Genomic DNA, 24477 nt, shown 5'->3' with positions numbered 1-24477 from the left:
GCCATGGGCGAGCAGCACACGTTCATGCCGACCGAGAAGGACTACGGCTACACGTTCGGCGGCAAGATGCCGTTGGCGCACCTGCGCTCCGGTGACGTGCTGTCCACCTACACCGAGGACTGCTTCGGCGGCGCGGTCAAAACCGTAGACGATCTGCCGTCGCAGGTGTGCACCATGCCGTACCTGAACCCGGTCACCGGGCCGTTCTTCATCGACGACGCCGAGCCCGGCGACACCCTCGCGGTGCACTTCCTGTCCATCGTCCCGGCCCGCACCATTGGCGTGTCCAGCACGTTCCTGCACTTCGGGGCGCTGACCTCGACCTCCCGCACGGCGAGCTTGCAGCCGCCGTTGGAGGAGCGGGTCTGGCTGTACGACATCGACGTCAAGGCCGGTGTGGTGCGCTACCGCGCCCGTAACTCCGACTACACCGCGGAGCTGCCCCTGGACCCGATGCACGGCACCGTCGGTGTCGCCCCGGCCGGGTTCGAAGCCCGCAGCAGCATCACCTGCGACTCCTACGGCGGGAACATGGACACCCCGGAGCTGCGGGCCGGCACCACGCTGTACCTCGGGGTCAACGTGCACGGCGCGATGCTCGGCCTCGGCGACGGCCACGCCCGCCAGGGCCAAGGCGAGGCGAGCGGGGTCGCGGTCGAAGTCGCCATGCACACCACCATCGCCGTCGAGGTCATCAAGGGCCTGCCGACCCTGTGGCCCCGGATCGAGTCCGATACCGCGATCATGAGTATCGGGTGTGCCCGGCCGCTGGAGGACGCGTTCCGGATCAGCCAGCACGACCTGGTCGGCTGGACCGGCGAGCTGACCGGCCTGGACGACCTCGACGCCTACCAACTCGTCGCGCAGGCCGGCACCGCGCCGGTCGGCAACGTCGTGGATCCGAACTACACCATGCTCGCTGCCCTGCCCAAGCGACTCCTGCACGGCGTCGCCGCCTACGGCGGCGCCCACGAACGGCTGCGCGCCACACCTCACGCCTTGTCCATCGGGACCGGCGCACCATGACCGTGTTCCTGACTGCTGACAAGGCCAGCGCCGTGCCCACACCGAACCGCCTCGACCCGAAAGCGGTCCTGCCGCTGCACGCCGAGCTGTACCTCCTCGCCCACGACGACGACACCGGCGCCCTCCTGACCAACCCGCAGGCCCTCGCGATCGGCCTGGCCGGGGCGCTGCTGCTGGAGCTGTCGCTCAAGGGGTACGTCGCGGTCGGCTACACCTGGGACCAATTCCGCCTGGAATGGCGGGAAGAACCGGGACGGCTGACGGTGATGCAGTCTGGCCCTGCCGGTAGCGCGCCGCTGGACGCCGCGATGGACGCCGTTGAGCGCATCGTGCGCGAGCACCGCAGCGGAGACCAGCTTCGGGCGTGGTTACGCGCGTTCGCCGTCCCCGACCTGTACGAGCGGGTCCGCGGTGGGCTGGTGGCCGTGGGGCTGTTGAAGCGCACCGAGCGCCGCCGGCTGGGCGGATTGATCAGGACCGAGACTCACCTGGCCGTGCACTACGGCTACGCCGTCCGCGCCCGAGGCCGCATCCGTGACGCGGTCCTGTATTACACACAGCAAGGCCGGGTCCGACGGACGGCACCCGACGACGAGTGCGCGGCCCTGTGCGGTCTGATCGCCGCGCTCGAGCTGGCGGAATTCCTCTACGACGGCAACCTCTCCACCCATGACCTGACCGAATGGCTGTGGCACGTCGCCATGAAGCACGAGCACTCGACCATCACCGCCGTGGTGCAGGCGGTGGACGCCGGTCGCGGTGACCTGGCCGTAGCGGCAATGGGATGACCACCGACCAGCACCGACCCGCCACAGCCCCACCCGGTTGCACCCCGGCCTGGCACCGCCGGGGCGTGCAACCAGCACCACCCGACCGCGCACCTGACACACCGGCGGTCGCGGTGGCGTCCGGGGGTGTGCCGCTGTCTCAGTCCCCCGTACTGCGGCGGCACACCCCCACGACGCTCAGGCCGCAAGGGCGCGCGTCATGACTGGCTACCCTCCGGGCGGCGAGTGGCCTTCTGCGTCGCTCAATACGTCGGTGCCGCATTCGGCTCGGGTGTGGAACTACTGGCTCGGCGGCAAGGACAACTTCCCCGCCGACCGGGCACTCGGCGACCAGATCGTGCAGTTCTTCCCCGACATCGTCGATATTGCTCGGCAGTCGCGAGGGTTCCTCACCCGCGCCGTGCGGTACCTGGCGGGCGAGGTGGGGATCAAGCAGTTTCTGGACATCGGTACGGGCCTGCCGACCGCTGACAACACCCACCAGGTCGCCCAGCGGATCAACCCGCACGCGCGGATCGTCTATGTCGACAACGATCCGTTGGTGTTGGCGCACGCACGGGCGTTGCTGACCAGCTCACCGGAGGGCGTCACCGACTACCTCCACGCCGACGTCCACGACCCGGACACCATCTTGCGCAAGGCAGAGAGGATCCTCGACTTCGGCGAGCCGATTGGGCTGATGATGCTCGGGATCCTGGGCAACGTCGAGGACTACAACGAGGCCAAGTCGATTCTCAACCGACTCGTGTCCGCCCTACCGTCGGGCAGCTATGTCGTGATCAACGACGGTACCAACGTCATCAGCCCTGAGGCCCGCAACGAGGCCACCCGCGTCTCGATCGCGGCGGGCACCCCGTACATCGCCCGCCATCCCGACGAGATAGCCGGCTTCTTCCAGGGCCTGGACCTCGTCGAGCCCGGCGTGGTCTCCAGCAGCCTGTGGCGACCGGACCCGGACCCTGTAGCTGGTGTCCCGGCCGTGGTGGATGTGTTCTGCGGGGTGGCGAAGAAACCATGATCGACACCGCTGGCGGGGCTGGGGGCGAGGGCGATGCCTTCGCCGCGATCTGGCGGGCGCGTGTGCATCAGCGCTTCCCCGACAGCCAGCTCCGCCAGGTGGCCGATTATCTCGCAACCTCGGCCCGGCGACCCGGCACCGTGACCGCCGAACTCGACCCGTACACGGTGCACCGATTGCTCCTGGCCGTCGGACTGGACCCAGCCGAGCTCCGGCAAGCGGTGACCAGGCTCGCCGACGCCGGGATGTTGACACAGATTCACGACTGCGCTGGCCAACACCTCGGCGTCCACACGCTGACCATGCCACCACATCCCGTGACCAGCACCCTCGCCACCGACCCAGGGGCCTGACCCAGCGATGGAGATGACATGTCCACGACACGATCCCCCGGGGGCGTCCTGCCCGAGGTCATCAGGGTGCCCGACGCGTGTGGCGGTGATCGCGCCGGGACGGCGATGGCCTGAACCCCAACGGCGGGTGACCTCGTGTGGTGGCCGCACCGCCGCACCGGCTCTTGTGAGGAGGGAGAACACCATGAGGGATTACCTCGGTAACTGGCGAGCAGGCTGGGCTGGCGATGCTCGGCCCGGCGCTGAGGACATGGACCAGCCGGCGCTGTACCGGGTCCGTGATCACGCCCTCGGCGGGATGCACTCGTTGGAGACCGACCGCATCCATTGGCAGGTGTTCACCGACGCCTATCCGATGATCGAAACCATCGTCCGGGAGACGGTGGCGTTCCGGGTCCGCGCGGTCGACCACCTCACCGGACTCGGCGTGCGGCAGTTCGTCGAGATCGGCAGTTGGCTGCCCACCATGTGGCCCACTCACACGCTGGCACCTCAGGCGCGGGTGGTGTACGCCGCCGACGACCGGGCCGCCGTGCTGTACGGCGAGCGGAAGCTCCGCAGCGAACCGACCGCCATCATGATCCACGGTGACCCGAGCGACCCCGGCACCATCCTGGACGGGGAAGCGGCCCAGTTCCTCGACCTCGCCGAACCGTGCGCCGTGCTGCCCGGCGTGCTCGACCTCATGGACGATCCGGCCGCGCCGTGGTGGGTCGTCGCCCAGATCGCCGCGAGCCTCGCACCGGATAGCTGGATGGTCGCTACCCACCTCACCCCACCTCGCAACGGCGAGGACCGGAACGCGCAGGACCTGCTCTGCACGCTGTGGAAGACCCTCGGCGTCGGCCTGTACCCCCGCCCGGCGGACGAACTGCGCGACTGGTTCAGCGCGGTGTCCGAGCTGGCCGCCCCGATCTGCCCGGCCGAGTGGTGGTGGCCGGACCCCGACGACACGCCACCGGACTCTCCAACCTGCCCGGAACTTCTCGGCATCACCGCCCGAGTACCGGCCACGGGCCGAACAGCAGTGCCCACGAGTCATTTCCACGATTCCGAGCCTTGCCATCGAGAAGAGAGCCACCATGCCTGACGCCACGTCGAGCGCCCCCTCCGCCCCACGCGGTGACGACGCGAAACGGGAACCGCCGCCTCGTGCTCTGGTCGAAGCAGCCCAGCACGACTACCGCACGATGCTCGGCCGACTGGTCGAAACGACCAGCGCGGTGCGTTCCCAGCTCGACACCGGTTTCACCGACTTCGAAGCGGTCGCCGACGTGTGGCGCAGCCTGCGCCAACAGCAGGACCGCCCGGCCACGATGCTCCTGGCCGCCGTCGCGATCGTGCAGCTCGCCAAGGTGCCCCGGCCCTCGCCACTCGGCGAGCCCGACACCAACCAATGAGCCCGGCGGGCCACGTGCCCGCCGGACCACACCACGAACACTAGGCAAGGAGCCCCGTACCTGATGACCTCGACCCACCGGGCCGTCGCGTTGCGCGCCGTCCCACAGACCGACACCGGCCGTATCGGTGCCACCTTCAGCGCCTGGGCGCCGCTGGCCGGTGACGGTCAGGAGGCGGTCAAGTGACTGCCCCCGCCAATCCGCAGACCACGCGATCGTCGGCACCACGACGTCGGTGGGCCAGCGTGACCGCAGCCGCCCTGACCGGTGTGGTTGTCCTCGGCGTCGCTGGCGGCATTGCCATCACCCGGTCGTCCACCACCAGCACGGTGGCACCCGCGACCTCAGCCGCTGCGTCCTCGGCGGTCTCGAACCCGTCTACGGGGTGCCCGACCGCCACCGCCGATCGGACCCCCGCAGCGCCCGCGCCTACCCGGCCGCCCACCGGTCCCACCGTCGTGCAGTTTCCCCACGGCACCGAGCCCGCCCGCCCACACCTGCGGGCGTTGATCGAACAGGTGAGCGCCGCGCCGAGCGACCCGCCCGATTGTGGCCGGTACGCCTACCTGCACGTGCGGCAGTGGGCCGCCGACACCACGATCGGACCGGACGGGTTGGGCACCACCCAGACAATCGAGTTCGACTACCGCCGCTGGCGGGCGGACGACGGCTCCGGACGCGTCATCACCATGCGCGACGAGCCCGCCGCCGACCCGGCCACCACGACCGAGGACTTCCCTGCCGGCGGGCTGCCCGGCGCGCTGAGCGCGCCGGTGAACACCGACCCGGGCCTCCTCTCCTCCCAGATCAACGACATCCAGCCCTGGGAGAACGGTGACCAGGCCGGTATCCGCGCCACGGCGGAGATCTACGGCTGGCACACCCCCAACCGGGACCAGCGCGCGACGATCCTCGCCGTGCTGCGCGACTCCGAGCTGATCTGGCGCGGCACCGCCGTCGACCGCGTCGGCCGGGCCGGGGTCGCGGTCAGCTTCGACAGCGACAACGGCGTCAGCAGGGACCTACTCATCCTTGACCCCGCGACAGGAGAGCCCTTGGCCTACGAACTGGTGACCTTGCGCAACCCCGGGAAGCTCACCGGACCGTTCCCGGCAGTAGAGGACTACCAACTCTTCCTCGACCACCATCGCCAACATCAACTCACCTGAAGTCCTCAGACCCGATCGTGAGCCGCAGCCGCAGCCGGCGGCGGTTGAGGACCGAACCGAGTCGTCTCGCCGGTGATCGGTGGACCCCGTCCGCTATGTCGCCGGTGGCGCCACTCCAGGCGGCAAACCCAACGAGGACCAGGCGGTGATCGGATGCCTGGCTGAAACGCGACCCACCTGGGACGTTAGACAGTTCATTCGGCGAACCAGATATGAATCCGGCAGCTTTTCGACAAGAGGGATTTTCTTGATGACATCACAGGTTGACGACGCCGCGACCTTGCGTGAGGCGATGGTGACCGCCCTGCGCGACGAGGGTCTCATCACCACCGACATCGTCGCTGCGGCGATGAACGCGGTGCCCCGGCATGACTTCGCCCCTGGCGAGCCACTGGAGAAGGTGTATCAAACCAACACCACGCTGGTGCCTAAGATCGATGCCGAAGGGCGGCAGACCAGTGTGGTCTCGGCCTCTCACATCCAGGCCATTCAGCTCGAACAGGCCGACGTGCGGCCGGGGATGAACGTGCTGGAGATCGGGTCCGGCGGATATAACGCCGCACTGATCTCGGAGATCGTCGGGCGTACTGGCTCGGTGACGACGGTGGACATCGATGCCGACGTCGTCGACCGTGCCCGCGCGGGTCTGGCCAGGGCCGGGTACGAGCACGTCAACGTCGTGCTCGCCGACGCGGACAACGGCGTGGCGCAACACGCGCCGTACGACCGGATCATCGTCACTGTCGGGGCGTGGGACATCCCGCCCGCCTGGCTCGATCAGCTCACCCCGGACGGCCGGATCGTCGTGCCGCTGCGCTTCGCCGCGATCACCCGGCTCATCGCGTTCGACCGGATCGCTGGCAGTCCGACCCTGACGGCCAGCAACTATCGGCTCGGCTCGTTCGTACCGATGCAGGGCGACGGCGCGGCCACCGAGAAGCTGATCGCCGTCACCCCCGATGTCGGGCTGCGTGTCGATCAGAACAGCACCCTCACCTTCGACGTGCCGGCGTTGCGGAAGGCGCTCAACACCAAACCGGTGGAGAGCTGGTCGGGAACGCCGTTCGACATGCCCGACGAGTTGGAGCTGTACCTGCTGACCAACGGTCCGGAACTGCCGATGGTGCACGCCGCGCAGGCCGCCGTCGATCAGGGCGTGGTCGACAGGACGGTGCGTAACGGCACCCCGGCTCTGGTGCGCGGTGGCACCATCGCCTACCGCATCAAGCGCGAGAATCCGGACACCGTCAGCGGCTACGAAACAGGCGTCGTCGCGCACGGGCCGGAAGCCGAGCAGGTCGGCGGCGAGCTACTGGCCATGATCCGCGCGTGGGCGGGCGGCTACTACCGGCGCAACGCGGCCGACATCGCGTACCGCCCGAACACCGCCGACTCCAGCAGCCTGACCGGGTGGCACACCACCAAGCGACACGGCGTCCTCGCCGTCGCCTGGTCCTAGAAGCTTCGGCGCTCACCTCAGCGGCCCATGCCGAGCAGCGCCGGGGAAGTCTGCATCACCCCTACCAGGGAGGTTGTCATGTCCCAACTCGCCACAGCCCTGCCCGACACCGCCGACGACTTCGACCTCGACATCGAGTTCATCGAGGCCGGCGGCACCGTCGAGCACATCATCAAGATGACCGAGGACAACTGCGGCAGCACCTGCGCGTCGGCCTGCACCAGTTGCTGACCTGTCACATCCGTCGATGGCCCGCTCAGTTGGCCAGCCCGGTCCACAAGGCCAGGTCGTAGAGCGAGCCATCGACATCAGAGTCAGGAGTGCCCGGCCCCGGGAGAGATTCTCGCGGGGCCGGGCGTTCCCCACCCGCTGCCAGCGGATCACGTCCTGGGGAGGTCGCCATGTATCGCAGCGTCAACGACGCCTTAATGCTCAGAGCAGCCGTACTGCGCCCCGACCAGCTCGGCGGATGGCCCGACCTGACCGGCAGCGACCCGACGGCCGGTTGGCGGTCGTGGCTGACCGAGACGTTGGGGATTCCCGGATTCGCGGCGGCCTTGGCCCATGCCTCCCCGGACCTTGCCGAGCGGGCCACCGCCGCCATCAGCGGCACCTTGTCACACACTGATGCTCGGCGAGTGGTGCTCGCGGTCATGCGCTACCTGCTGCGCGCCACCACCCGGGCCACCCCGTACGGCTTGTTCGCGGGTGTCGCCCCTGCCACGGCGAGCCGTCGCGGCCGGGTCCGGTGGGGCGCCGCGCACCGGCCTGTCGCGCGCCTGCAGGCATCCTGGCTTGCCGCGATCCTCGACGCTCTGGAGTCCGACGTCCGGCTCCGCCCGCATCTGACGGTGTGCGCGAACAACCTCCTGGTGCAACGAGCAGGCAAGGTGGTGCTGGAGTACCGCGCTGCCACGAGCGACCCCCAGGGCGCGCCGACCCATCTGCGGATCAAGGCCAACGACGTGATCCGTGCTGCTCTGGCGGCGGCGGCTGCACCGATCCGGTGGGCCGATCTGATCGGCAAGCTGACCGCCGACGGCACGGCGCCGCGAGAGGGCGTCGAGCGGTTGATCGGCCAGATGGTGGCGCAGCGTCTGCTCTTGACCAGCCTGCGCCCACCCTCGACCGAGACCGACCCCCTGACGCACGTCGTGGACCAGGTGGAGGCCGCCGCAGCCGACGGCGGCGACGTTGCCGATCTACTTGATCAGCTACGTCAAGTTCGTGATCTCAAGATGGGACACCATCGTGCACCGGACGAGGCAACGGCCGGCGCGCACCTACGGGACCTTCGCGAGGCCGTCGCCCTGATGCGCCCCGGCCACGCGGTCGGGATCGACCTGCGGCTGGACTGTGACCTCGTGGTACCGACGACGGTGACGGCGGAGGCGAGCCGAGCCGCCGCCGCACTGACCCGCCTCGCCCGGTCGACGTCGGCCGGGTGGCGCGACTGGCATGCACGGTTCTTGGACCGGTACGGCTTGCACGCCCTCGTCCCGGTCCTGGACGTGATCGATGCCCAGGTGGGTCTCGGCTACCCGCACGGCTTCACCGGCGAACCCACCGATACGGCGTCCGCCCTCACCGATCGGGACCAGCGGTTGCTCGCCCTGGCGCAACGCGCCGCCCTGCGCCATGAACACGAGGTGATCCTCGACGACGCCCTCTTGGAGGACCTGGCCGGCGCGGCACCGACCGAGATCCTGCCGACCGCCGAACTCACCGTGCGCGTCCACGCCGACTCGCTCCAGGCCATCACCAATGGCGACTTCCACCTGTCGATCGTGCGGGCATCGCAGCAAGCGTTCTCGACCACGGGCAGGTTCCTGGACATGCTCGGCGACACCACCCGGCACCAAGTGGCCACCCGCACGACCGACAGCCCACCAGCCAGCGCCGGAGCGTTGCTGGCTCAACTGTCTGCGGTCACCCGCTACACCATCACCCTGGATGTCAACCGCGCTGCCCGAGTCCTGCCGTATCTGATCCCGGTCGGCGAGTACCACGCCCCGTCACCGGACACGATCGGCGTGGACGACATTGCGGTGACCGCCGACGGGCACCGCCTGTACCTGGTGTCGATCTCCCGCCAGCGGGCACTTCAACCGGTCGCGGTCAACACGGTCGAGCCGGTACGTCACGCCCACCCGCTCACCCGCTTCCTCGCCGAGGCACCCGTAGCCCTGGCTACCCGTTGCTCGCCGGTGGAGTGGGGACCAGCAGCCAAAACTTTGCCGTTCCTGCCCGCGCTGCGGTACGGCCGGACCCTCCTGAGCCCGGCACGGTGGCTCCTGACCGCCGCCGACCTGCCCGACCGGACCGCCGCCTGGCAGCGATGGGACATCGCCCTCACCGCCTGGCTCGACGCGGCCGGCTGCCCCGCCACCGTCGCGCTCGGAGTCGGCGATCAGACCATCGGCCTTGACCTCCACGAACCCGCCCACCGGGCACTGCTGCGCGACCACCTGACCCGCAGCCCCACCGCCCTGCTGCGCGTCATCCCCGACGGCGACGCCTGGATCGGCGGGCACCGGCACGAGATCGTCATCCCGTTGATCGCCACCACCCCGCGACCACCAGCACCCCGGCTCGTCAGCCCTCCGGTGAGTGTCCGCGCCCATGGCGTCCTGCCCGGCAGCGACCACCACTACCTGAAGATCTACGCCCGACCCGAGGACCAGACCACCATCCTGAACACCCACCTACCCCGGCTCCTGGCCGGCTACCCGGGCGCGGGCAGGTGGTGGTTCCTGCGCCACGCCGACCCCGAACCGCACCTGCGGCTACGGATCAGCGGCCTACCCACAGAAGCCGTCACCGGCTGGACGCGAGAGCTGGCCGAGGCCGACCTGACCCGCCGAGTCCAATGGGACACCGACTTCGGTGAGCCCGGCCGCTTCGGCAGCCCGGCCGCCTATCAGGCGACCACAGCCGTGTTCGAGGCGGACTCCGCAGCCGTCCTCGCGCAGTTGGCCGTCACCGGGCGACGTCCCGCCTCCGGCTGGCAGGCGTTGACCGCCGCGAGCATGGTCGACATCGTCACGGCGGCCATTGGCGACCCGACCGATGCCCTGCGATGGCTGATCGCCCGGACCCGCGCGCACCGGCCCGCACCCCCACGGTCCGTCTACGACCAGGCGATCCGCCTGGCCAACCCGCACGACCGCTCCGCCGTGGCGTCCCTACCCGGAGGCGAGAACCTGATGGACCGCTGGGCCGAGCGCCACCGCACCCTGACCGCCTGGCGCGACCACCTACCCGCCGTTAGCGCTGTCCCGCCGGTCGAGCTGCTGCCCGATCTGCTCCACCTGCACCACGTCCGCGTCGCCGGACTCGACCTCGACAGCGAACGAGCCTGCCTCCACCTCGCCCGCGCCGCCGCGCTGAGCTGGACGACAAGGAGCACCCCATGAGAACCACAACGACCGCCGCCAACCCCCTCGACGTGCTCACCGCGGCCTCTGTCAGGCTCGCCGACCCCGCCACCGTCGGCCCGTCACCCGACGGCCGAACCCGGCCGCAATCGCTGGCCGGTGGCGCGGTCGGCATCGCCCTGCTGCACATCGAACGGGCCGTCTCCGGACACGGCGACGAAGGCACCGCCCACCGCTGGATCCGCGCCGCCGCCAGCGAGCCGGTCAGTATCGGAGCCAACTCCGACCCGTTCCACGGCGCCCCCGCCCTGGCGTTCATGCTGCACATCGCCCACCCGCTCGGCGGCTACCGCCGCGCCTACGCCAGCCTCAACACCGCCACGATCACCCTCACCCGCCAACGCCTCGCCGCCGCCCACGCCCGCATCGACCGCCGCGAACCACTGACCATGTACGAGTTCGACCTCGTCCACGGCCTCACCGGTCTCGGCCTCTACCACCTGCACGCTCAACCCGACCATCCCATCAGCCACGACCTGGTCGGCTACCTCGCTCGTATCACCGAACCCCTCAACGGCAGCATCAGCAGACCGCCGTGGTGGCTGCCCTCCGGGCTCGCCGGTACACCCGACCCCGACTTTCCGCACGGTCACGGCAACATCGGCGCCGCCCACGGCATCAGCGCCGTCATCGCCCTGCTGGCCCACGCCATCCTCCACGGCCACGACACCCCCACAGCCCGCAACGCCCTCGCCGAACTGTGCCGCTGGACCGACCTCCACCGCTACGACGACCCCACCGGAATCTGGTGGCCGGGATACGTCACCCCCGGCACCGACCCGAAACGCCACCGGCCCTCCTGGTGCTACGGCACCCCCGGCATCGCCCGCGCCCAGCAACTCGCCGGACTCGCCCAACGCGACACCACCCGCCAGCAGCACGCGGAGAACGCGATGCTCGCCGTACTCCAAGACACCACCCAACGCGACCGACTCCCCGAGATCGGCCTCTGCCACGGCAAAGCCGGGCTCCTCCAGGCCGCCTGCCGCATGGCCACCACCAGCACCGACCCGCACCGCTCGGCCCAGCTCACCGCTCAACTGCCTGCCCTGACCGCCGACCTCACCCATCAGCTCTCCGCCGACGCCTTCCACAACCCCGAGTTGATGGACGGCACGGCTGGAGCCGCGCTCGCCCTGCACACCGCCGCCACCGGCACCTCAGCCACCGGCTGGGACACCTTCCTCGCCCTCAGCTGAGCCGGGGAACACGCTGATGACGGCACCCGAATGGCGACAGGTCACGATCGCCTTCCCTGACCCCCACACCGCAGAGCAGGCAGCCAGCACCCATCTCGCGCCGATCCTGGCCGAAGCCCAAGCCCGCCAGCTCATCACCACCTGGTTCTACGTACGCAAAGGCGACTGGCGGTTGCGCTACCTCCCCGCTGCCACGATCGACGCCGACCGCTACCTGACCGGCGAACTGGAACGGCTCATCCACGACCGCAGCATCTGCGGGGCCGTCCCCGGCATCTACGAGCCCGAGACCTGTGCCTTCGGCGGCCCCGCAGCCATGGACGCCGCCCACCAGCTGTGGCATGCCGACAGCCAGCACCTCCTGACCGGCAGCAGCGACCGCGAGCCCGCCCGCCACCGCGAGACGTCGATCATGCTCGCTGCGGTGATGATGCGCGCAGCGGCCCTCGACTGGTATGAGCAAGGCGACGTGTGGGCACGCGTCGCCGACCACCGAGACCCGCCGCAGCCCGGCTCTGTCGCTGCTCTGCTGAACGCGGCGAGAAGGCTCCTCACCGTCGACATGGACGATCTCACTCGCCAGCAAGCGCCGCTGGCCGGCTACCAGACCTTGATCGACGCTTACACGTCCGCCGGTGACACGCTCCGGCACCTCAACCAGACCGGCCAGTTGCACCGCGGCCTACGAGCCACGCTCGCCCACCATGTGATCTTCGCGTGGAACCGACGCAGCATTCCCGGATTACAGCAGGCGGCCCTCGCCGCTGCTGCCAAGACCGTCGTCTTCGGCCCCGACCCCACGCTCGGCGCACTCATACCAGGCGGTGCCTCATGAACCCGACCGTTGCCCGCAGGTTCCCGCTGATCGCCCGGCCCCGACCTGCCTGCACGCCCCTCGCCCAGCGCGTATCCGACCTGCAAGGACGCGCGAACCTCGCCCACGAGCGCCGCGACGTGGCGGCAGCGACCGCCGTGTTCAACCTCGCCGCCCTCCTGGCATCCGACTGCGGCCTGCCCGACCTGGCCCGAGCCTGGTGTCACCGGCTCGCCGCCGTCGCTCTCGCCCACGACAGCGACCCCCAGCACGCGCTCGAACCCATCGTCAACCTCGCGCGCCTCCACGTTCGAGCAGGCGACGGCCCTGCCGCATGGACCCTGCTGGAGAAGCTTTTTCAGGCCATCGACACCCGCACCGATATCACGATCGACGGCCTCACCGTCTCCGCGATCCTCCTCACTGATACACCCGAGGCCCACCTCAAAGCGCGGACGTGGCTCTGGACCGTGCTGCTCGGCACCGGTGCCCACGCACTCGCCACCGCCGGCCGATGGGACGAAGCGAGCCACCGCCTCCGCGAATACAAGGGAGTCGGCGCGCGCATGCTCGACGGCCGCCAAGTCACCGTCATTGCTCACGCCATGGCAGGCCGCCACCAGCAAGCACGCGCGATGCTCGGCGCAACCCAACCCGGCGAACCATGGGAAAACGCCGTCACCGCCTGCCTATCCCTTCACGTACCCACCGACGACCCAGCCGACCTGGTGACCACCGCGCTGGCCGCCTACCGCGCACTCGGCCCCGCCGAGTCCGGGCTCGCCGTCTTCCACATCCGACTCAGCCTCACCCTCATTGACGCCCTCGACAGCGAGCACCCCGCCAGGGAGCAGATCGCCGCGAATCTGATCCGCTACGCCGCGAACGACGGCTACGCCGCCCGCGATCTCCTGGCACACCCCGGACGGCTCGGCATCGCCACCAGCCGACAGATCGACCAACTCACCGACCTGGTCACCAACTGCGGTCTCGCCCTCGGCACCATGTCCCCGGCTCACCTCGCCACCCTCAGCGGCGCCCTCGATACCGCCGAATCGGTCATCGCGTGCCAGAAGCGCAGGCGGGCGCACCTACCGGTGTAAACCGCCATCCCAGGTTTCGGCCTTCCGACGCTAGTTCAACCCACCCGCGTACGGCAGCTTCCCCGGGAGACGAACGATGCCGCTCGAACTACTGCTCGACTCGCAGACCGCCGAAGAGTTCATGCACACGTGGCCACACACGCCTCAACTGCTGAAGCTTCCCGCAAACGGCCGAGCGCTGACCCGCGTGATCAGCGCCAACACCGTCATCGACATCCTCGACAGCGGCTGCTTCCCACCGACCGACGTCAACGTCGTCAAGAACGACACCGCGCGTCACCCCCGCCTGTTCACCTCAGCCGACCGGCTCGACCCGGTCAAACTGAGGCAGTGGCGCGACCGCGACCACACCGTCCAGATGCGGCACCTCGAACGATGGCTTCCCGCCATGGCGACCGTCACCAAATCAATCCAGCGCCAAACCGGCTGCACCAACTACGTATCCGCCTTCGTCACGCCGGCAGGCCAACAAGGGCTCGAACACCACTGGGACCAATACCTCAGCATCGTCGTCCAACTCGCGGGCACCAAGACCTGGGACCTCTGGAAGCCGAAGATCGCCCAGCCAACCCGAGCCCATCTGACGACGGTTGAGCTGTGGCAGGACCAATGGATAGAAGAGTGGAACGCCAGCGGCCCGGACATGTCGTTCCACCTCAGCCCTCACCACGTCCTCGTGCTGCCACGCGGATGGGTACACAACCCCTACAACAAGGACGCCACAGAGAGCGTCCACCTCACGTTCGTCATCAAGGAGCGCACCCCGCTCTGGATCGCCGAACACCTGACAGCCACCGTCATCAACGACCCGGCATTCCGCCATGCCATACCCCCGAGCGATCTCACGCCGGAGGCCCTGGCCAACCGCGTTGAGCAAACCCGCGAAATGCTCATCCAACATCTCAGCGCGCTCGACGCCCACGAGCTCGCCCACGTCTTACGAGGCGTGGCCGACGTGGAGGTAGATCTCGATCTCGTCTAGGAATAAAGCAGCTAGCAGTGCTTTGTCAGATCGCCGTGACCTGGGGAAATGTGCCTGGCCAGCATCGCGCCCCAGGGATCGTTCGAATCTGCTTTCGCAGGTCACGGCCTTGATCCGCTTCACTGGGGCAAACCATCTCGCCGAACCTGACAAAGCACTGCTAGTTTAGCGATGCCGTCCAGCACCAAGCTGGTTCCTGCCCCTGACAGGGGTACCCCCATGTCTGGCAGTCCATGTCGACGCTAGCCCGGAAGGCCCCCGTATACCCTAGCCCCGCCGTGACGCCTGAGCGCGGGAGAGTACTCACGGCGATCGGCCGATATCCTCCTTGAAGGTAAGTTCGAGCGAGGGGATCGGCGCATGGCGCTACATCTAACCGGATCTGGGCAAATGACCCAGCGTCAGCTGGAGTCGGCCCTCTGGTCTGCGGCCAACGCCTTGCGGGGTCCCGTCGACCCGGGCGACTACAAGGCATACGTGTTTCCGGTCATGTTCTTCAAGTGGATCAGCGACAACTGGGACTACCAACACGCCCAGGCCGTCAAGGAATTCGGCGAGAATCTGACCGAGGAGATCGAGGCCGACTATCACCCCTTCGTGATCCCCGACGCCTGCCATTGGCACGACGTCCACGAGACTTCCATCAACGTAGGCGCGAAGCTGGCCACATGCCTGCAGCGCATCCAGCAGGCCAACCCGGAACTCGCTGGCGTGTTCGGCGACGTGAACTGGGCGAACAAAGACCGTCTCCCCGAGTCCGCACTCGTTGCCCTGCTCGACACGTTTCATAGCGTCAGGCTCGATCCCGACAGTGTGAGCGGCGACATGCTCGGTGCAGCCTACGAGTACCTGCTCCGAGAATTCGCCGAGGCATCGGGGAAAAAGGCCGGTGAGTTCTTTACGCCGCGTCACGTCGTACACCTACTCGTCAGGATCCTTGACCCGCAGCCCGGAGAGTCCATAGCGGACCCAGCTTGTGGCTCTGGCGGGATGCTTGTTGAGACTGTTAATGCTGTCCGTAATGCCGGTGGCGACCCGCGCACCCTGCGCCTTCACGGACAGGAGGTAAATCTGACGACCGCGGCCATCGCCAAGATGAACCTCTACCTACACGGATTGGACGACTTCAAGATCGTCCGCGGCGACACCTTCCGGGAGCCGAAACTGCTGGATGGCGCCGCGCTGCGGAAGTTCGACGTCGTGATCGCAAATCCCCCGTTCTCGCTGCAGAATTGGGGAGCGGAGGCCTGGACGAAAGACCCCTATAGCCGAGTGATCTGTGGTGTTCCTCCGGCGAAGAATGGCGACTACGCGTGGATCCAGCACATGGTCGCCACCATGGCAGGTCAGACTGGACGGGTCGGCGTCGTCATGTCACATGGGGTGCTCTTTCGAGGTGGCAAAGAGGCCGCAATCCGCGAATGCCTGATCTCTAAGGACCTTCTCGAGGCCGTGATCGGATTGCCCGGTAACCTGTTCTACTCCACGGCAATCCCGGTGTGCCTACTCATCTTCCGAAACGCGAAATCCCAAGATCGCAAAGGCAAAGTTCTATTCATTGATGCCTCCGCCAGGTATCAGGCCAGCAGAAACCAGAACACGATGTCCGAACACGATGTTGAGGTGATTGACGCCGCCTACAAGAAAGGCGTGGACACCGATGGGGCAGCAGGGCTGAGCGTGCGCCTCGTGGATGTCACTGAAGTTCAAGCCAACGGCTACGACCTGAGCGTCGGCAGGTACATCAAGACCGAATCCGGAGCCGAAGCGAATGTCGAGGCTGCCATTGCGGCCTACCGTGAAGCACGGCACCAGCTAACCGCCATGGATATGACATTGGAAACAAAGTTGAAGGCAGCCGGATTCGATGCGTGAAGCTAGCCGGGCGCCACGATCAACGGACACTCATTTCATGCGCCACGTGTCAGCGCCACACCAGGTGGGTGCGTAGATGAGAAACAGTGAAGCGGTCACGATTGGCGACATTCTTCAGCCAGCAAGACGGTCCGTCGGCATCGAACCCGCCGCAAACTATGTCGCCATCGGCATGAAGTCGTTTGGCAAGGGCATCTTTCACTATCCGCCCACGCCGGGGGCCGAGCTTAGCAAGTTGCGCTATTTCCACTTCCCGGCCGGCGCGTTGGCACTCAGCAACATTAAGGCATGGGAAGGTGCCATTGGAGTGACTTCTGAAGCTGATGCGGCTGCCGTAGCGTCGAATAGATTTCTCTTCTACGTTCCAACAGATGAGCGTAGAGTTGATGTTCGGTACCTTCGTCACTACTTCTTGAGCGAACCTGGACTGTCGGCGATCGGAGAAGCATCGCCAGGATCCGCGGATCGAAATCGGACGCTTTCGATCAAAGGTTTCCAGGCGATCAGAATTCCTCTTCCGTCAGTCGAGGAACAGCGGCGCATCGTCGACCTCATTGACACGGCTGATTCGGTGATCAGACAAGTCGCGTTGGCCATTGATCGCCTTGCAGCCCTGCGGGGCCAAATCGTAAAATCGGTTCAAGGGGACGGCAAAACGGCCGTATTGAACGAAATTGCTACAGTAAGTCAGGGGCGGGGCCTCCCGCGGGAATGTCAGGGCGTGCGGACGGGCGATATCTCCTGGTTCAAGATCGCGGACATGAGTTCGATCGTAAACCTATTTGGCTACCACCTGGCAAGCACTCAGATGACTGCGAAAGAAATAGAATCCAGAGGCGGGCGAGTTCATTCCGTGGGCACGGTCGTATTCCCACGTGTTGGCGGCTCGATCCTCACCAATAATAAGCGAATTCTGGATGTTGAAGCGGCAGTTGACGAAAACCATCTTGTGATTGAGCCGCAAGAAGGGGTGGATCCAGAGTTCCTGCTAGGTGCAATTGAAGGCGTCAGATTGAGCGACCTGGCGCAGGCAGGGGCGGTACCATCGATCAATATGGGAATAGTTCGCTCGATCCGGTTACCTTGGATCAAAGGCGAACGACAGGAAGCCTTGGGCGAAGCGTTTAGGGCAATTCGTTTTCACGCAATGGCTATGACGGCCCAGATGGGCAAGCTGCAATCCCTACGCTCTGAAGTGGCTGCCGCTCTTCTTTCGGGTACACATGAGATTCCGGAGTCCTACGACGATCTGTTAGGGGCGTAAGTGGTGGCCGGGTTCAACGAAGCAAACAGTGTTCAGGCCCCTATCCTGGACTTGTTGCGGGCGGGCAGTTGGACGTACGTACCCGGGGACCAGTTGAACCGGGCCGAGGAGCAGCCACTGATCGAGTCGGAGGTATTGTCGGCGTTGGTCCGGTTGAACCCGGCAGTGGCCGAGGATCCGTCGCGGGCTGACGAGGTCCTGGCGCGGCTGCGGATGCTAACGCTGACGGCCGCCGAGGATGGGTTGGTGGCGGCGAACCGGGGGTTTATGGAATGGCTGAAGGGCCGCCAGTCGCACCAGTTCACCGGCACCGCCCACGATGTGCCGATCCGGCTGATCGACTTCGTGACTCCGAAGAACAACACGCTGGTTGTATCGGACGAGGTGACGGTCGGGGTGCCAGGCAATCGAGCTCGGTTCGACATTGTGTTGTGGGTCAACGGGTTCCCGCTCGTGGTGGGCGAGGTGAAGACGCCGGTCGACCAGCGGATCTCGTGGATCAAGGGCGCGAAGGAGATCAGCGAGGTTTATGAGGTCCGGCAGCCGCAGTTCTTCGTCCCGAATGTGTTGTCGTTCGCCTCGGAGGGTCGGGAGTTCTTCTACGGCCCGGTCGGAGCTTCGATCGATCACTGGGAGACGTGGGGCTCGACTGTTGATGCTCCAACCGTGTCAGGGTGGAAGCGAGTGCAGCGGTGTGTGGAGACGCTGCTGACGCCGCGGACGGTGCTAGACCTGCTGCATGACTTCACTGTGTACGAGACCTCTGCCGATCCGGTGGGTGAGCCGCACTTGGTGAAGATCGTTGCCCGGTATCCGCAGTATGAGTCGGTGAACCTGATCGCCGAGCGGGCCCGCGACGGTGTAAAGCGGCGCGGGCTAGTGCACCACACCCAGGGGTCCGGCAAGACCCTGGCGATGGTGTTCGCCGCTGCGAAGATGCTCACTGACCCCAAGCTAACGAACCCTACGATCATCCTGATCGCCGACCGGATCCAGCTGGTGCGGCAGACCTACGACCAGTTCCGCACCACGTCCATGCCGAGGCTCGAGACGCCCACCACGGCCGCGGGCCTGCGTAACCTGCTCGGGCACCGGGACAAGCGGGGCCTGATCTTCACCACGGTGCACAAGTTCGCCAACGCCGGCGTGCTCAACGACCGAGACAACATCATCGTCTTGATCGATGAGGCGCACCGTTCCCAGGAGAAGCAGCTCGGCGACCACATGCGCAAGGCGCTGCCGAACGCCCGCTTCTTCGGGTTCACCGGCACCCCGATCGCTGACCTGGACCGCAACACATTCGCGCTCTACGGCGACCCTGACGACCCGGGCCAGGTGCTGCACACCTACGACTCGGACCGGTCCATCGCCGATGGCATGACGGTGCCGATCCATGTCAATCCGCGCCTTGTCGAGTTCCAGCTCGACAAGGAACGCTTGGACGAGGCGTTCGCGGAGCTGGCCGCGGCGGAGGGCCTCGCCGAAGACGAGGCAGAATTCCTGACGAAGAAGGTGTCAAGAACGTCGACGTTCTTTTTAAACAAGGAACGGATCCAGAAGGTATGTGCTGACCTCGTAGAGCACTTCTACGCCACGATCGACCCGCTCGGTATGAAGGCGCAGATCGTGGTAGTCGACCGGGACCTGTGCGTGAAGTACGCGGCCGAGATCAACCGCCTGCTAGCCCGCCGCTACGATGCCGGGCACCCGCTGGACGAGTGCGCGGTGGTGATGAGTGTGCAGTCCAAGGACGACGAGGAATGGAGAAGGCATGCGCTGTCGGAGGTCGAAGAGGAGAAGCTTCTCGACAGATTCCGCGCGTTCGGTGACCCGTTAAAGTTCCTGATCGTCACCTCCAAACTCGGCACCGGGTTCAACGCGCCGATCGAGGGGGTGATGTACCTCGACAAGCCGATGAAGCTGCACACCCTGTTCCAGACCATCACTCGCGCGAACCGGCCCTGGAAGAACCCGCAGACCGGGCAGGAGAAACGCTACGGGTTGATCTGCGACTACATCGGCCTCGGTGACGGGTTCGCCCGAGCGATGGCCCCGGCCAACCCGCTGGCAGCCCGTCGCAAGATCGAACTCGACGGGCTGATTGACCAGTTCACCTTCGAGATCGCCGAAGTCCTCGACCGCTTCGCCGGCATCGACCGCGCTACCGTCGGCTCGCAGACGCTCCAGGACGCCCACCAACGCATCCCCGACGCGGCTTCTCGGGACCGGTTCGCCGCCCGCTTCCAGATGTTGCAGGGCATCTGGGAGATGTGCTACCCAGACGCGCGCCTTGACGAGCACCGATCCGACTACCGGTTCCTGTCTCAGGTCTACGCCTCGGTCATGCCGACCAACTCCGCCAACGAACTGCTGTGGCACCGGCTCGGCGCGAAAACCCTCGACCTGGTCCATTCCCACATCGGGGAGGTCACCGTCAGGGGCAGCGACCGGCAGGCCGTCATCGCCGACGCCGACACCATCCGGACCCTCATCGACGAGGGCCTGATCCCAGCTGATGACACCAAAGTCACGACGAAAACCGCAGAGGAGGTCATCGATAGCATCGCCGAACGGATCCGCCGCCGGCTCGCTGGCCCCAACGGCGACCACGAGGTCTACCGGACCTTGTCTGAACGCCTCGACAGGCTTCGCGAACGCGTGCTCACCCAGGCCCGTGACTCGATCGAGTACCTGCGGGAGCTGTTCACCCTGGCCAAAGACGTCACCAGCGCCGAGCAGGCCGAAGACACAGATGGTAGGGATGGCCTCGACCTACTCCCGGACCCGCACGTCGGTGCACTGACCCAGATCTTCAACGAGTACGCACCCAAGAACACCCCGGTCATCATCGGCCGAGTCGTGGTCGACATCGACGCCATCGTCAAGGAAGTGCGCTACGACGGCTGGTCACACACAAAAAACGGCGATCGCCTCGTCCGGATCGCCATCCGCAAGGTTCTGCAGAAATATCACCTGCCAGCCAGCGGTGACCTGTTCGATCACGCCCACGCTTACATCTCCGAGCACTACTGACAACCCACGTCGACAAGTCGCGCCACCAGGCCCCGCAGACGGTATGCCCGCCGTGCCACGGGGCTGACGTGATCCATGCGTGATCGACGGTCCTGGCGTGGATCACCCCTGCCTGGCATTAGCCGACAGAAGTCCTGGCCCGATGACGCCGCAAAGCGGTAGAAGCCGGTTCGAAGCGGCACAGCTTAGCATTGGTTGACACCGGGAGCAGCGGACTCTTAATCCGCGGGTTGTAGGTTCAAGTCCTACGCGGCGCACCATGGTTGAACTGGGCATTCTCCGATTTTCGGAGGGTGCCCAGATTCGTCTGAGGTTCGGGAGACATCGGGGGAACCCCCGACACCGAACTGCCGTCGGCTGGCCCTCCGCGGGATCATTTCGGCGGCTTCTTTGGCCGGCCGGGGCGAGGGTGCCGGTGGGGTGACCCACTCGCGTCGATGAACCCACTGTGCTGCACCAGCGGCTCCGAAGCGACCTCGCCCGGGCGCAGGCCCTCATCACCGACCTGACCGGGCAACTCAGCGAAGCACACGACGATCTGGCCGCAGCCGTGATCGTGTTGGTGGCATCGGCGGGTGGGCATGCCGGAGTCGTTACACGCCATCGCCATGACGATCTTCCACGCCATCCCATCGATTCCCTACGAGCACCGGGCCGCCGAAGGGCAGCCGGATCTGCGTCCACTCTTCGCGAACCGGGCCGCTATGGCCCAGGGCATTCTTGACCTCCTCGACGAGACGTCAGATGGCCTGGCCCGTCATCCCGCGCAGGAGCGGATGCACCTCGAATCCGGCGCAGCCCCCGCTCCAGGCGACCCGCACCGACTCCGACCGCTTCGGCGGGCTGACCTCGAGGGTCGTCACGGGCTTGCAGGCCGTGCCGTCCGGGTCGGCGTTCAGCGCATCGATCACGGCGGACGCGGTGTCGCCCTTCTCCAACAGGTACGGCGAGATCTCGTTGTCCCCGGCGCCGAGCCCGCCGCCGTAGCCGTGCAACGTCTTCTCGACGGCCACCCGGGCGCCGGAGGCTGTCTCCCCGACGACGGTCGGGTAGCCCTTGATCCAGCACCGGGCGCCGGTGTTGCGGAAGTGGATGGCGGCGACGCTGTGCCCGGCGGCGCCCTGGGCGTCATCGACCGTGATCGTGAGGTGGGCGGTCGCGCAGTCGGGCGCCTGCGGGTCGCCCGGGTCGCCGGCCGGCGCCTTGGTCTTGGGGGCCTTGGTCTTCGGCGACCCGGCCTTCGGGGCCGCGGAGTTCCGGACCGCCGGCGTTCCGGCGCCGGTCCGGGTGGAGCCGCCGGTGTCCGGCGCGCTCGCAGCGTCGGCCGGGCCGGCGGTCACGGAGGCATTGGCCGTGCAGCCGGTCAGCGACAGCGCCGCAGCGGTGCACAGAATGGGGACTGCGAGCAGGGGGCGCCAGTTCATCAGAGCAACCTCGTGTCCGAAAGAGATTAGCGGGAGGACCGGCCGCTCCGCCGGATACGGCAACCCTAGGGGCGTGGTGCAGCTGCTCCATCCCACCTTCGTGCCAGCCTCGGTGGCCGGCACCGGCCGGTTCTCCCGCGCCGGCCGGGCGGCGCAGAAAGTGGTCATCCGAGGTTCCGGTGCCTGGCCGGCCTGTTCGGCGGCGTACGCGGTGCGGAACCCACCACGGTGGACACGTAACCGGCGCAAGAACGGAACAACCAAGACGCGACCCGCGATTCCACGCGCCGGCATCACCAGGGCGTCCAGCTTCCGAGCTGTACGGCCTGTCCGCTTCCCGCCACTGCCTTCGGGCGCTGGACCGCTCACCCCCACCGGCGCATGACTGAGGAAGCGAACTTGGTCGATGGCCGGAGGCCCCCATGTTCACGCTGACCGGCGTGCAGTTCCCGCGGCGTCCGAGCTGAAGCGCGCCGGCGCCGGGGCCGGGAGAGCGCCGGCGTCCGGGCTCAGGGGCGCTCCGAACTGCCGTCGGTGCTCGCGGCTGAACCGGGCCGGGCCGTCGTGGCCGAACCGCTGGCTGATCGCGGTGACGTCGCCGGGTTGGTGGCCGGGGGCAGCCGGGTCTGCCGCAGCCGGGTCTGCTTGTGGAACCGGATCGGGCTCGTCGCCGTGACCGCCTGGAAGTCGCGGCAGCACGCGGACCCGGCCCGGGTTGCGGCCCGGCGGGCGGGTGGGTACAGATGCAGGGTGAACACGATCGCGCGCGCGGTGACGGCCGGAAGTCTGGCGCTCGCCCTGGCCGCCTGCTCGGCCGGCGAGCCGGGAACCCCGGCGCCCGCCGCCACGCCGCTGGGCAGCGCCGCGCCGCCGTCCTCGGCCGCGGCCGGCGCGACGGTGCCGGCGCTGGCCAGCACGACCGTCCGGCCGCTCGGCGGCACGGCCGCGGCGCCGTTCGACGAGGCCCGGCGGTTGCAGGCCCCGCCCGGCTGGACGGTCACCGTGTGGGCGCGGCTGCCCGGCGCCCGGCTGCTGGCCTGGGCCCCGGACGGGCAGCTGCTGGTATCGCGGCCCAAGTCCGGCGATGTCATCGCGCTGCTCCCGGGCGGCGACGATGCCGCGCCGGCGCAGCAGACGCTGCTCAGCGGGCTGAACCAGCCGCACGGGCTGGCCTTCGCCGGTGACACGCTCTACGTGGCCGAGAGCGACCGGGTGGACGCCTTCACCTACCGGGCCGGCGCGGTGTCGGGGCGGCGGGTCGTGATCGACGGGCTGCCCGACGCGAAGAGCCCGGAGCTGGGCGGCGCGTACGCGCACGCGCTGAAGAGCGTGGCGGTCGGCGCGGACGGCGCGCTCTACGTCTCGGTCGGCTCGACCGGCAACGTGTCCGCGGAGGACCGGGACGCGGACCCGCAGCGCGCCGCGATCCTGCGGGCGGCGCCCGGCGGCGGGAAGCCCACGGTCTTCGCGCGCGGAGTGCGCAACGGCACGGGGCTCGCCGTCGATCCCGACGGCGCGGTGTGGACCGCCGTCAACAACCGGGACAACATCGCCTACCCGTACGAGGGCGATGAGCAGGGCGAGGTCCGGCAGGGGTACGTGAACGACCACCCGCTGGAGCCGCTGGCCCGGCTGACCCGCGGGCGCGACCTGGGCTGGCCGTACTGCAACCCGGACCCGGACGTGAACCCGGGCCGGCCGGACTCGCCGCTGAGCTACACCCGCCGGCCGTTCGTGCGGGACGTGCAGACCAACCCGGACGGGCGCAAGCTCGACTGCGCGGCGCTGCCCCCGGTCGAGCAGGGCATGGGCGCGCACTCGGCGCCGCTCGGCCTGAGCTTCGCCACCTCGCCGGGCCTGGCCGGCGGCTACGGTCCGGGCGCCCTCGTCGGCGTCCACGGCTCCTGGAACCGCAGGCCGCCGCGGGCTCCGGAGGTGTCGTTCTTCGCCTGGCGCGACGGCGCCCTGGGCGCCCAGCAGACCCTGCTGACCGGGTTCCAGCAGGCCAACGGCTCTCGGTGGGGCCGGCCGGTCATGGCGGTGCAGGGCCCCGACCGCGCCCTGTACGTCAGCGACGACCTCGCCGGCGCCGTGTACCGCGTCACCGCACCCGGATCCTGAGCCGGGCCGCGC

General features: G+C 67.7%; 20 protein-coding genes and 1 tRNA gene. 20 read left to right on the top strand and 1 reads right to left on the bottom strand.

Going from position 1 to position 24477, the window contains the following annotated elements:
• Positions 1 to 3: 3 nt before the first annotated feature.
• From Ani05nite_RS29990 to Ani05nite_RS29905, 19 genes are all read left to right on the top strand, one after another.
• Positions 4 to 1026 carry an acetamidase/formamidase family protein gene (locus Ani05nite_RS29990; protein WP_203773967.1) on the top strand — a complete coding sequence of 341 codons (1023 nt, stop codon included), beginning with the start codon at positions 4 to 6 and terminating at the stop codon, positions 1024 to 1026.
• Positions 1023 to 1814, top strand: coding sequence for a GOLPH3/VPS74 family protein (locus tag Ani05nite_RS29985; RefSeq protein WP_203773965.1), 792 nt, complete (start codon positions 1023 to 1025; stop codon positions 1812 to 1814). Before Ani05nite_RS29990 ends, Ani05nite_RS29985 begins: the two co-directional genes overlap by 4 nt.
• 199 nt (positions 1815 to 2013) lie before the next feature.
• On the top strand, positions 2014 to 2832 hold the full coding sequence (locus Ani05nite_RS29980; RefSeq protein WP_203773963.1) for an SAM-dependent methyltransferase: 819 nt from the start codon (positions 2014 to 2016) through the stop codon (positions 2830 to 2832).
• The gene (locus Ani05nite_RS29975; RefSeq protein ID WP_203773960.1) at positions 2829 to 3185 is read left to right on the top strand and encodes a hypothetical protein; all 357 of its coding nucleotides are present in this window, start codon (positions 2829 to 2831) and stop codon (positions 3183 to 3185) included. Before Ani05nite_RS29980 ends, Ani05nite_RS29975 begins: the two co-directional genes overlap by 4 nt.
• A 184-nt stretch (positions 3186 to 3369) precedes the next feature.
• The gene (locus Ani05nite_RS29970) at positions 3370 to 4275 is read left to right on the top strand and encodes an SAM-dependent methyltransferase (protein ID WP_203773958.1); all 906 of its coding nucleotides are present in this window, start codon (positions 3370 to 3372) and stop codon (positions 4273 to 4275) included.
• Positions 4268 to 4585, top strand: a complete 318-nt coding sequence (locus Ani05nite_RS29965; RefSeq protein ID WP_203773956.1) for a hypothetical protein — start codon at positions 4268 to 4270, stop codon at positions 4583 to 4585. Before Ani05nite_RS29970 ends, Ani05nite_RS29965 begins: the two co-directional genes overlap by 8 nt.
• Positions 4586 to 4648: 63 nt before the next feature.
• Positions 4649 to 4771, top strand: a complete 123-nt coding sequence (locus Ani05nite_RS41980) for a hypothetical protein (protein ID WP_275410659.1) — start codon at positions 4649 to 4651, stop codon at positions 4769 to 4771.
• Positions 4772 to 5043: 272 nt separating this feature from the next.
• Entirely contained in the window at positions 5044 to 5754 is a 711-nt protein-coding gene (locus Ani05nite_RS29960; protein WP_203773954.1) for a hypothetical protein, read from the top strand.
• A gap of 250 nt (positions 5755 to 6004) precedes the next feature.
• A complete protein-coding gene (gene fxlM, locus Ani05nite_RS29955; RefSeq protein ID WP_203773952.1) occupies positions 6005 to 7213 on the top strand; it encodes a methyltransferase, FxLD system in 1209 nt (402 codons plus the stop codon).
• Positions 7214 to 7291: 78 nt separating this feature from the next.
• Entirely contained in the window at positions 7292 to 7444 is a 153-nt protein-coding gene (locus tag Ani05nite_RS29950; protein WP_203773950.1) for an FxLD family lanthipeptide, read from the top strand.
• A 170-nt stretch (positions 7445 to 7614) separates the two neighbouring features.
• Positions 7615 to 10629, top strand: a complete 3015-nt coding sequence (locus Ani05nite_RS29945; RefSeq protein ID WP_203773948.1) for a lantibiotic dehydratase — start codon at positions 7615 to 7617, stop codon at positions 10627 to 10629.
• A complete protein-coding gene (locus tag Ani05nite_RS29940; protein WP_203773946.1) occupies positions 10626 to 11849 on the top strand; it encodes a lanthionine synthetase C family protein in 1224 nt (407 codons plus the stop codon). The genes Ani05nite_RS29945 and Ani05nite_RS29940 overlap by 4 nt, the downstream gene beginning before the upstream one ends.
• Before the next feature lie 16 nt (positions 11850 to 11865).
• Complete coding sequence (locus Ani05nite_RS29935; protein ID WP_203773944.1) at positions 11866 to 12684, top strand: thiopeptide-type bacteriocin biosynthesis protein; 819 nt, start codon at positions 11866 to 11868, stop codon at positions 12682 to 12684.
• Entirely contained in the window at positions 12681 to 13766 is a 1086-nt protein-coding gene (locus Ani05nite_RS29930; RefSeq protein WP_203773942.1) for a hypothetical protein, read from the top strand. The genes Ani05nite_RS29935 and Ani05nite_RS29930 overlap by 4 nt, the downstream gene beginning before the upstream one ends.
• Before the next feature lie 76 nt (positions 13767 to 13842).
• Positions 13843 to 14748 (top strand): JmjC domain-containing protein, encoded by a 906-nt coding sequence (locus tag Ani05nite_RS29925; RefSeq protein WP_203773940.1) that lies wholly within the window; start codon positions 13843 to 13845, stop codon positions 14746 to 14748.
• A gap of 390 nt (positions 14749 to 15138) precedes the next feature.
• Positions 15139 to 16623 carry a type I restriction-modification system subunit M gene (locus Ani05nite_RS29920; protein ID WP_203773938.1) on the top strand — a complete coding sequence of 495 codons (1485 nt, stop codon included), beginning with the start codon at positions 15139 to 15141 and terminating at the stop codon, positions 16621 to 16623.
• A gap of 76 nt (positions 16624 to 16699) precedes the next feature.
• Positions 16700 to 17887, top strand: a complete 1188-nt coding sequence (locus tag Ani05nite_RS29915) for a restriction endonuclease subunit S (RefSeq protein WP_203773936.1) — start codon at positions 16700 to 16702, stop codon at positions 17885 to 17887.
• Positions 17888 to 20920 (top strand): type I restriction endonuclease subunit R, encoded by a 3033-nt coding sequence (locus Ani05nite_RS29910; RefSeq protein ID WP_307836724.1) that lies wholly within the window; start codon positions 17888 to 17890, stop codon positions 20918 to 20920. It abuts the gene before it with no gap.
• 182 nt (positions 20921 to 21102) lie between these two features.
• Positions 21103 to 21180, top strand: a tRNA-Lys gene (locus Ani05nite_RS29905).
• Between the two features lie 480 nt (positions 21181 to 21660).
• Here the strand turns inward: Ani05nite_RS29905 and Ani05nite_RS29900 are convergent.
• Positions 21661 to 22344 (bottom strand): DUF4232 domain-containing protein, encoded by a 684-nt coding sequence (locus Ani05nite_RS29900; protein ID WP_203773932.1) that lies wholly within the window; start codon positions 22342 to 22344, stop codon positions 21661 to 21663.
• A 750-nt stretch (positions 22345 to 23094) separates the two neighbouring features.
• On the opposite strand from Ani05nite_RS29900, the gene Ani05nite_RS29895 reads away from it, so the two are divergent.
• Positions 23095 to 24465 (top strand): PQQ-dependent sugar dehydrogenase, encoded by a 1371-nt coding sequence (locus tag Ani05nite_RS29895; RefSeq protein WP_203773930.1) that lies wholly within the window; start codon positions 23095 to 23097, stop codon positions 24463 to 24465.
• Positions 24466 to 24477: the final 12 nt, after the last annotated feature.

The organism is Actinoplanes nipponensis (assembly GCF_016862275.1).
Taxonomy (GTDB): Bacteria; Actinomycetota; Actinomycetes; order Mycobacteriales; family Micromonosporaceae; genus Actinoplanes; species Actinoplanes nipponensis.
Note: the sequence above shows the minus strand (reverse complement) of the source record. Positions and strands in the feature narration are given on the sequence as shown.

What these genes read in the sequence shown, in the direction of transcription:
- Ani05nite_RS29935 (WP_203773944.1), top strand. Translation starts at nt 11,866, where the DNA reads ATGACGGCACCCGAATGGCGACAGGTCACGATCGCCTTCCCTGACCCC.
- Ani05nite_RS29920 (WP_203773938.1), top strand. Translation starts at nt 15,139, where the DNA reads ATGACCCAGCGTCAGCTGGAGTCGGCCCTCTGGTCTGCGGCCAACGCC.
- Ani05nite_RS29980 (WP_203773963.1), top strand. Translation starts at nt 2,014, where the DNA reads ATGACTGGCTACCCTCCGGGCGGCGAGTGGCCTTCTGCGTCGCTCAAT.
- Ani05nite_RS29985 (WP_203773965.1), top strand. Translation starts at nt 1,023, where the DNA reads ATGACCGTGTTCCTGACTGCTGACAAGGCCAGCGCCGTGCCCACACCG.
- Ani05nite_RS41980 (WP_275410659.1), top strand. Translation starts at nt 4,649, where the DNA reads ATGACCTCGACCCACCGGGCCGTCGCGTTGCGCGCCGTCCCACAGACC.
- Ani05nite_RS29970 (WP_203773958.1), top strand. Translation starts at nt 3,370, where the DNA reads ATGAGGGATTACCTCGGTAACTGGCGAGCAGGCTGGGCTGGCGATGCT.
- Ani05nite_RS29915 (WP_203773936.1), top strand. Translation starts at nt 16,700, where the DNA reads ATGAGAAACAGTGAAGCGGTCACGATTGGCGACATTCTTCAGCCAGCA.
- Ani05nite_RS29965 (WP_203773956.1), top strand. Translation starts at nt 4,268, where the DNA reads ATGCCTGACGCCACGTCGAGCGCCCCCTCCGCCCCACGCGGTGACGAC.
- fxlM (WP_203773952.1), top strand. Translation starts at nt 6,005, where the DNA reads ATGACATCACAGGTTGACGACGCCGCGACCTTGCGTGAGGCGATGGTG.
- Ani05nite_RS29945 (WP_203773948.1), top strand. Translation starts at nt 7,615, where the DNA reads ATGTATCGCAGCGTCAACGACGCCTTAATGCTCAGAGCAGCCGTACTG.
- Ani05nite_RS29900 (WP_203773932.1), bottom strand. Translation starts at nt 22,344, where the DNA reads ATGAACTGGCGCCCCCTGCTCGCAGTCCCCATTCTGTGCACCGCTGCG.
- Ani05nite_RS29975 (WP_203773960.1), top strand. Translation starts at nt 2,829, where the DNA reads ATGATCGACACCGCTGGCGGGGCTGGGGGCGAGGGCGATGCCTTCGCC.
- Ani05nite_RS29930 (WP_203773942.1), top strand. Translation starts at nt 12,681, where the DNA reads ATGAACCCGACCGTTGCCCGCAGGTTCCCGCTGATCGCCCGGCCCCGA.
- Ani05nite_RS29990 (WP_203773967.1), top strand. Translation starts at nt 4, where the DNA reads ATGGGCGAGCAGCACACGTTCATGCCGACCGAGAAGGACTACGGCTAC.
- Ani05nite_RS29950 (WP_203773950.1), top strand. Translation starts at nt 7,292, where the DNA reads ATGTCCCAACTCGCCACAGCCCTGCCCGACACCGCCGACGACTTCGAC.
- Ani05nite_RS29925 (WP_203773940.1), top strand. Translation starts at nt 13,843, where the DNA reads ATGCCGCTCGAACTACTGCTCGACTCGCAGACCGCCGAAGAGTTCATG.
- Ani05nite_RS29940 (WP_203773946.1), top strand. Translation starts at nt 10,626, where the DNA reads ATGAGAACCACAACGACCGCCGCCAACCCCCTCGACGTGCTCACCGCG.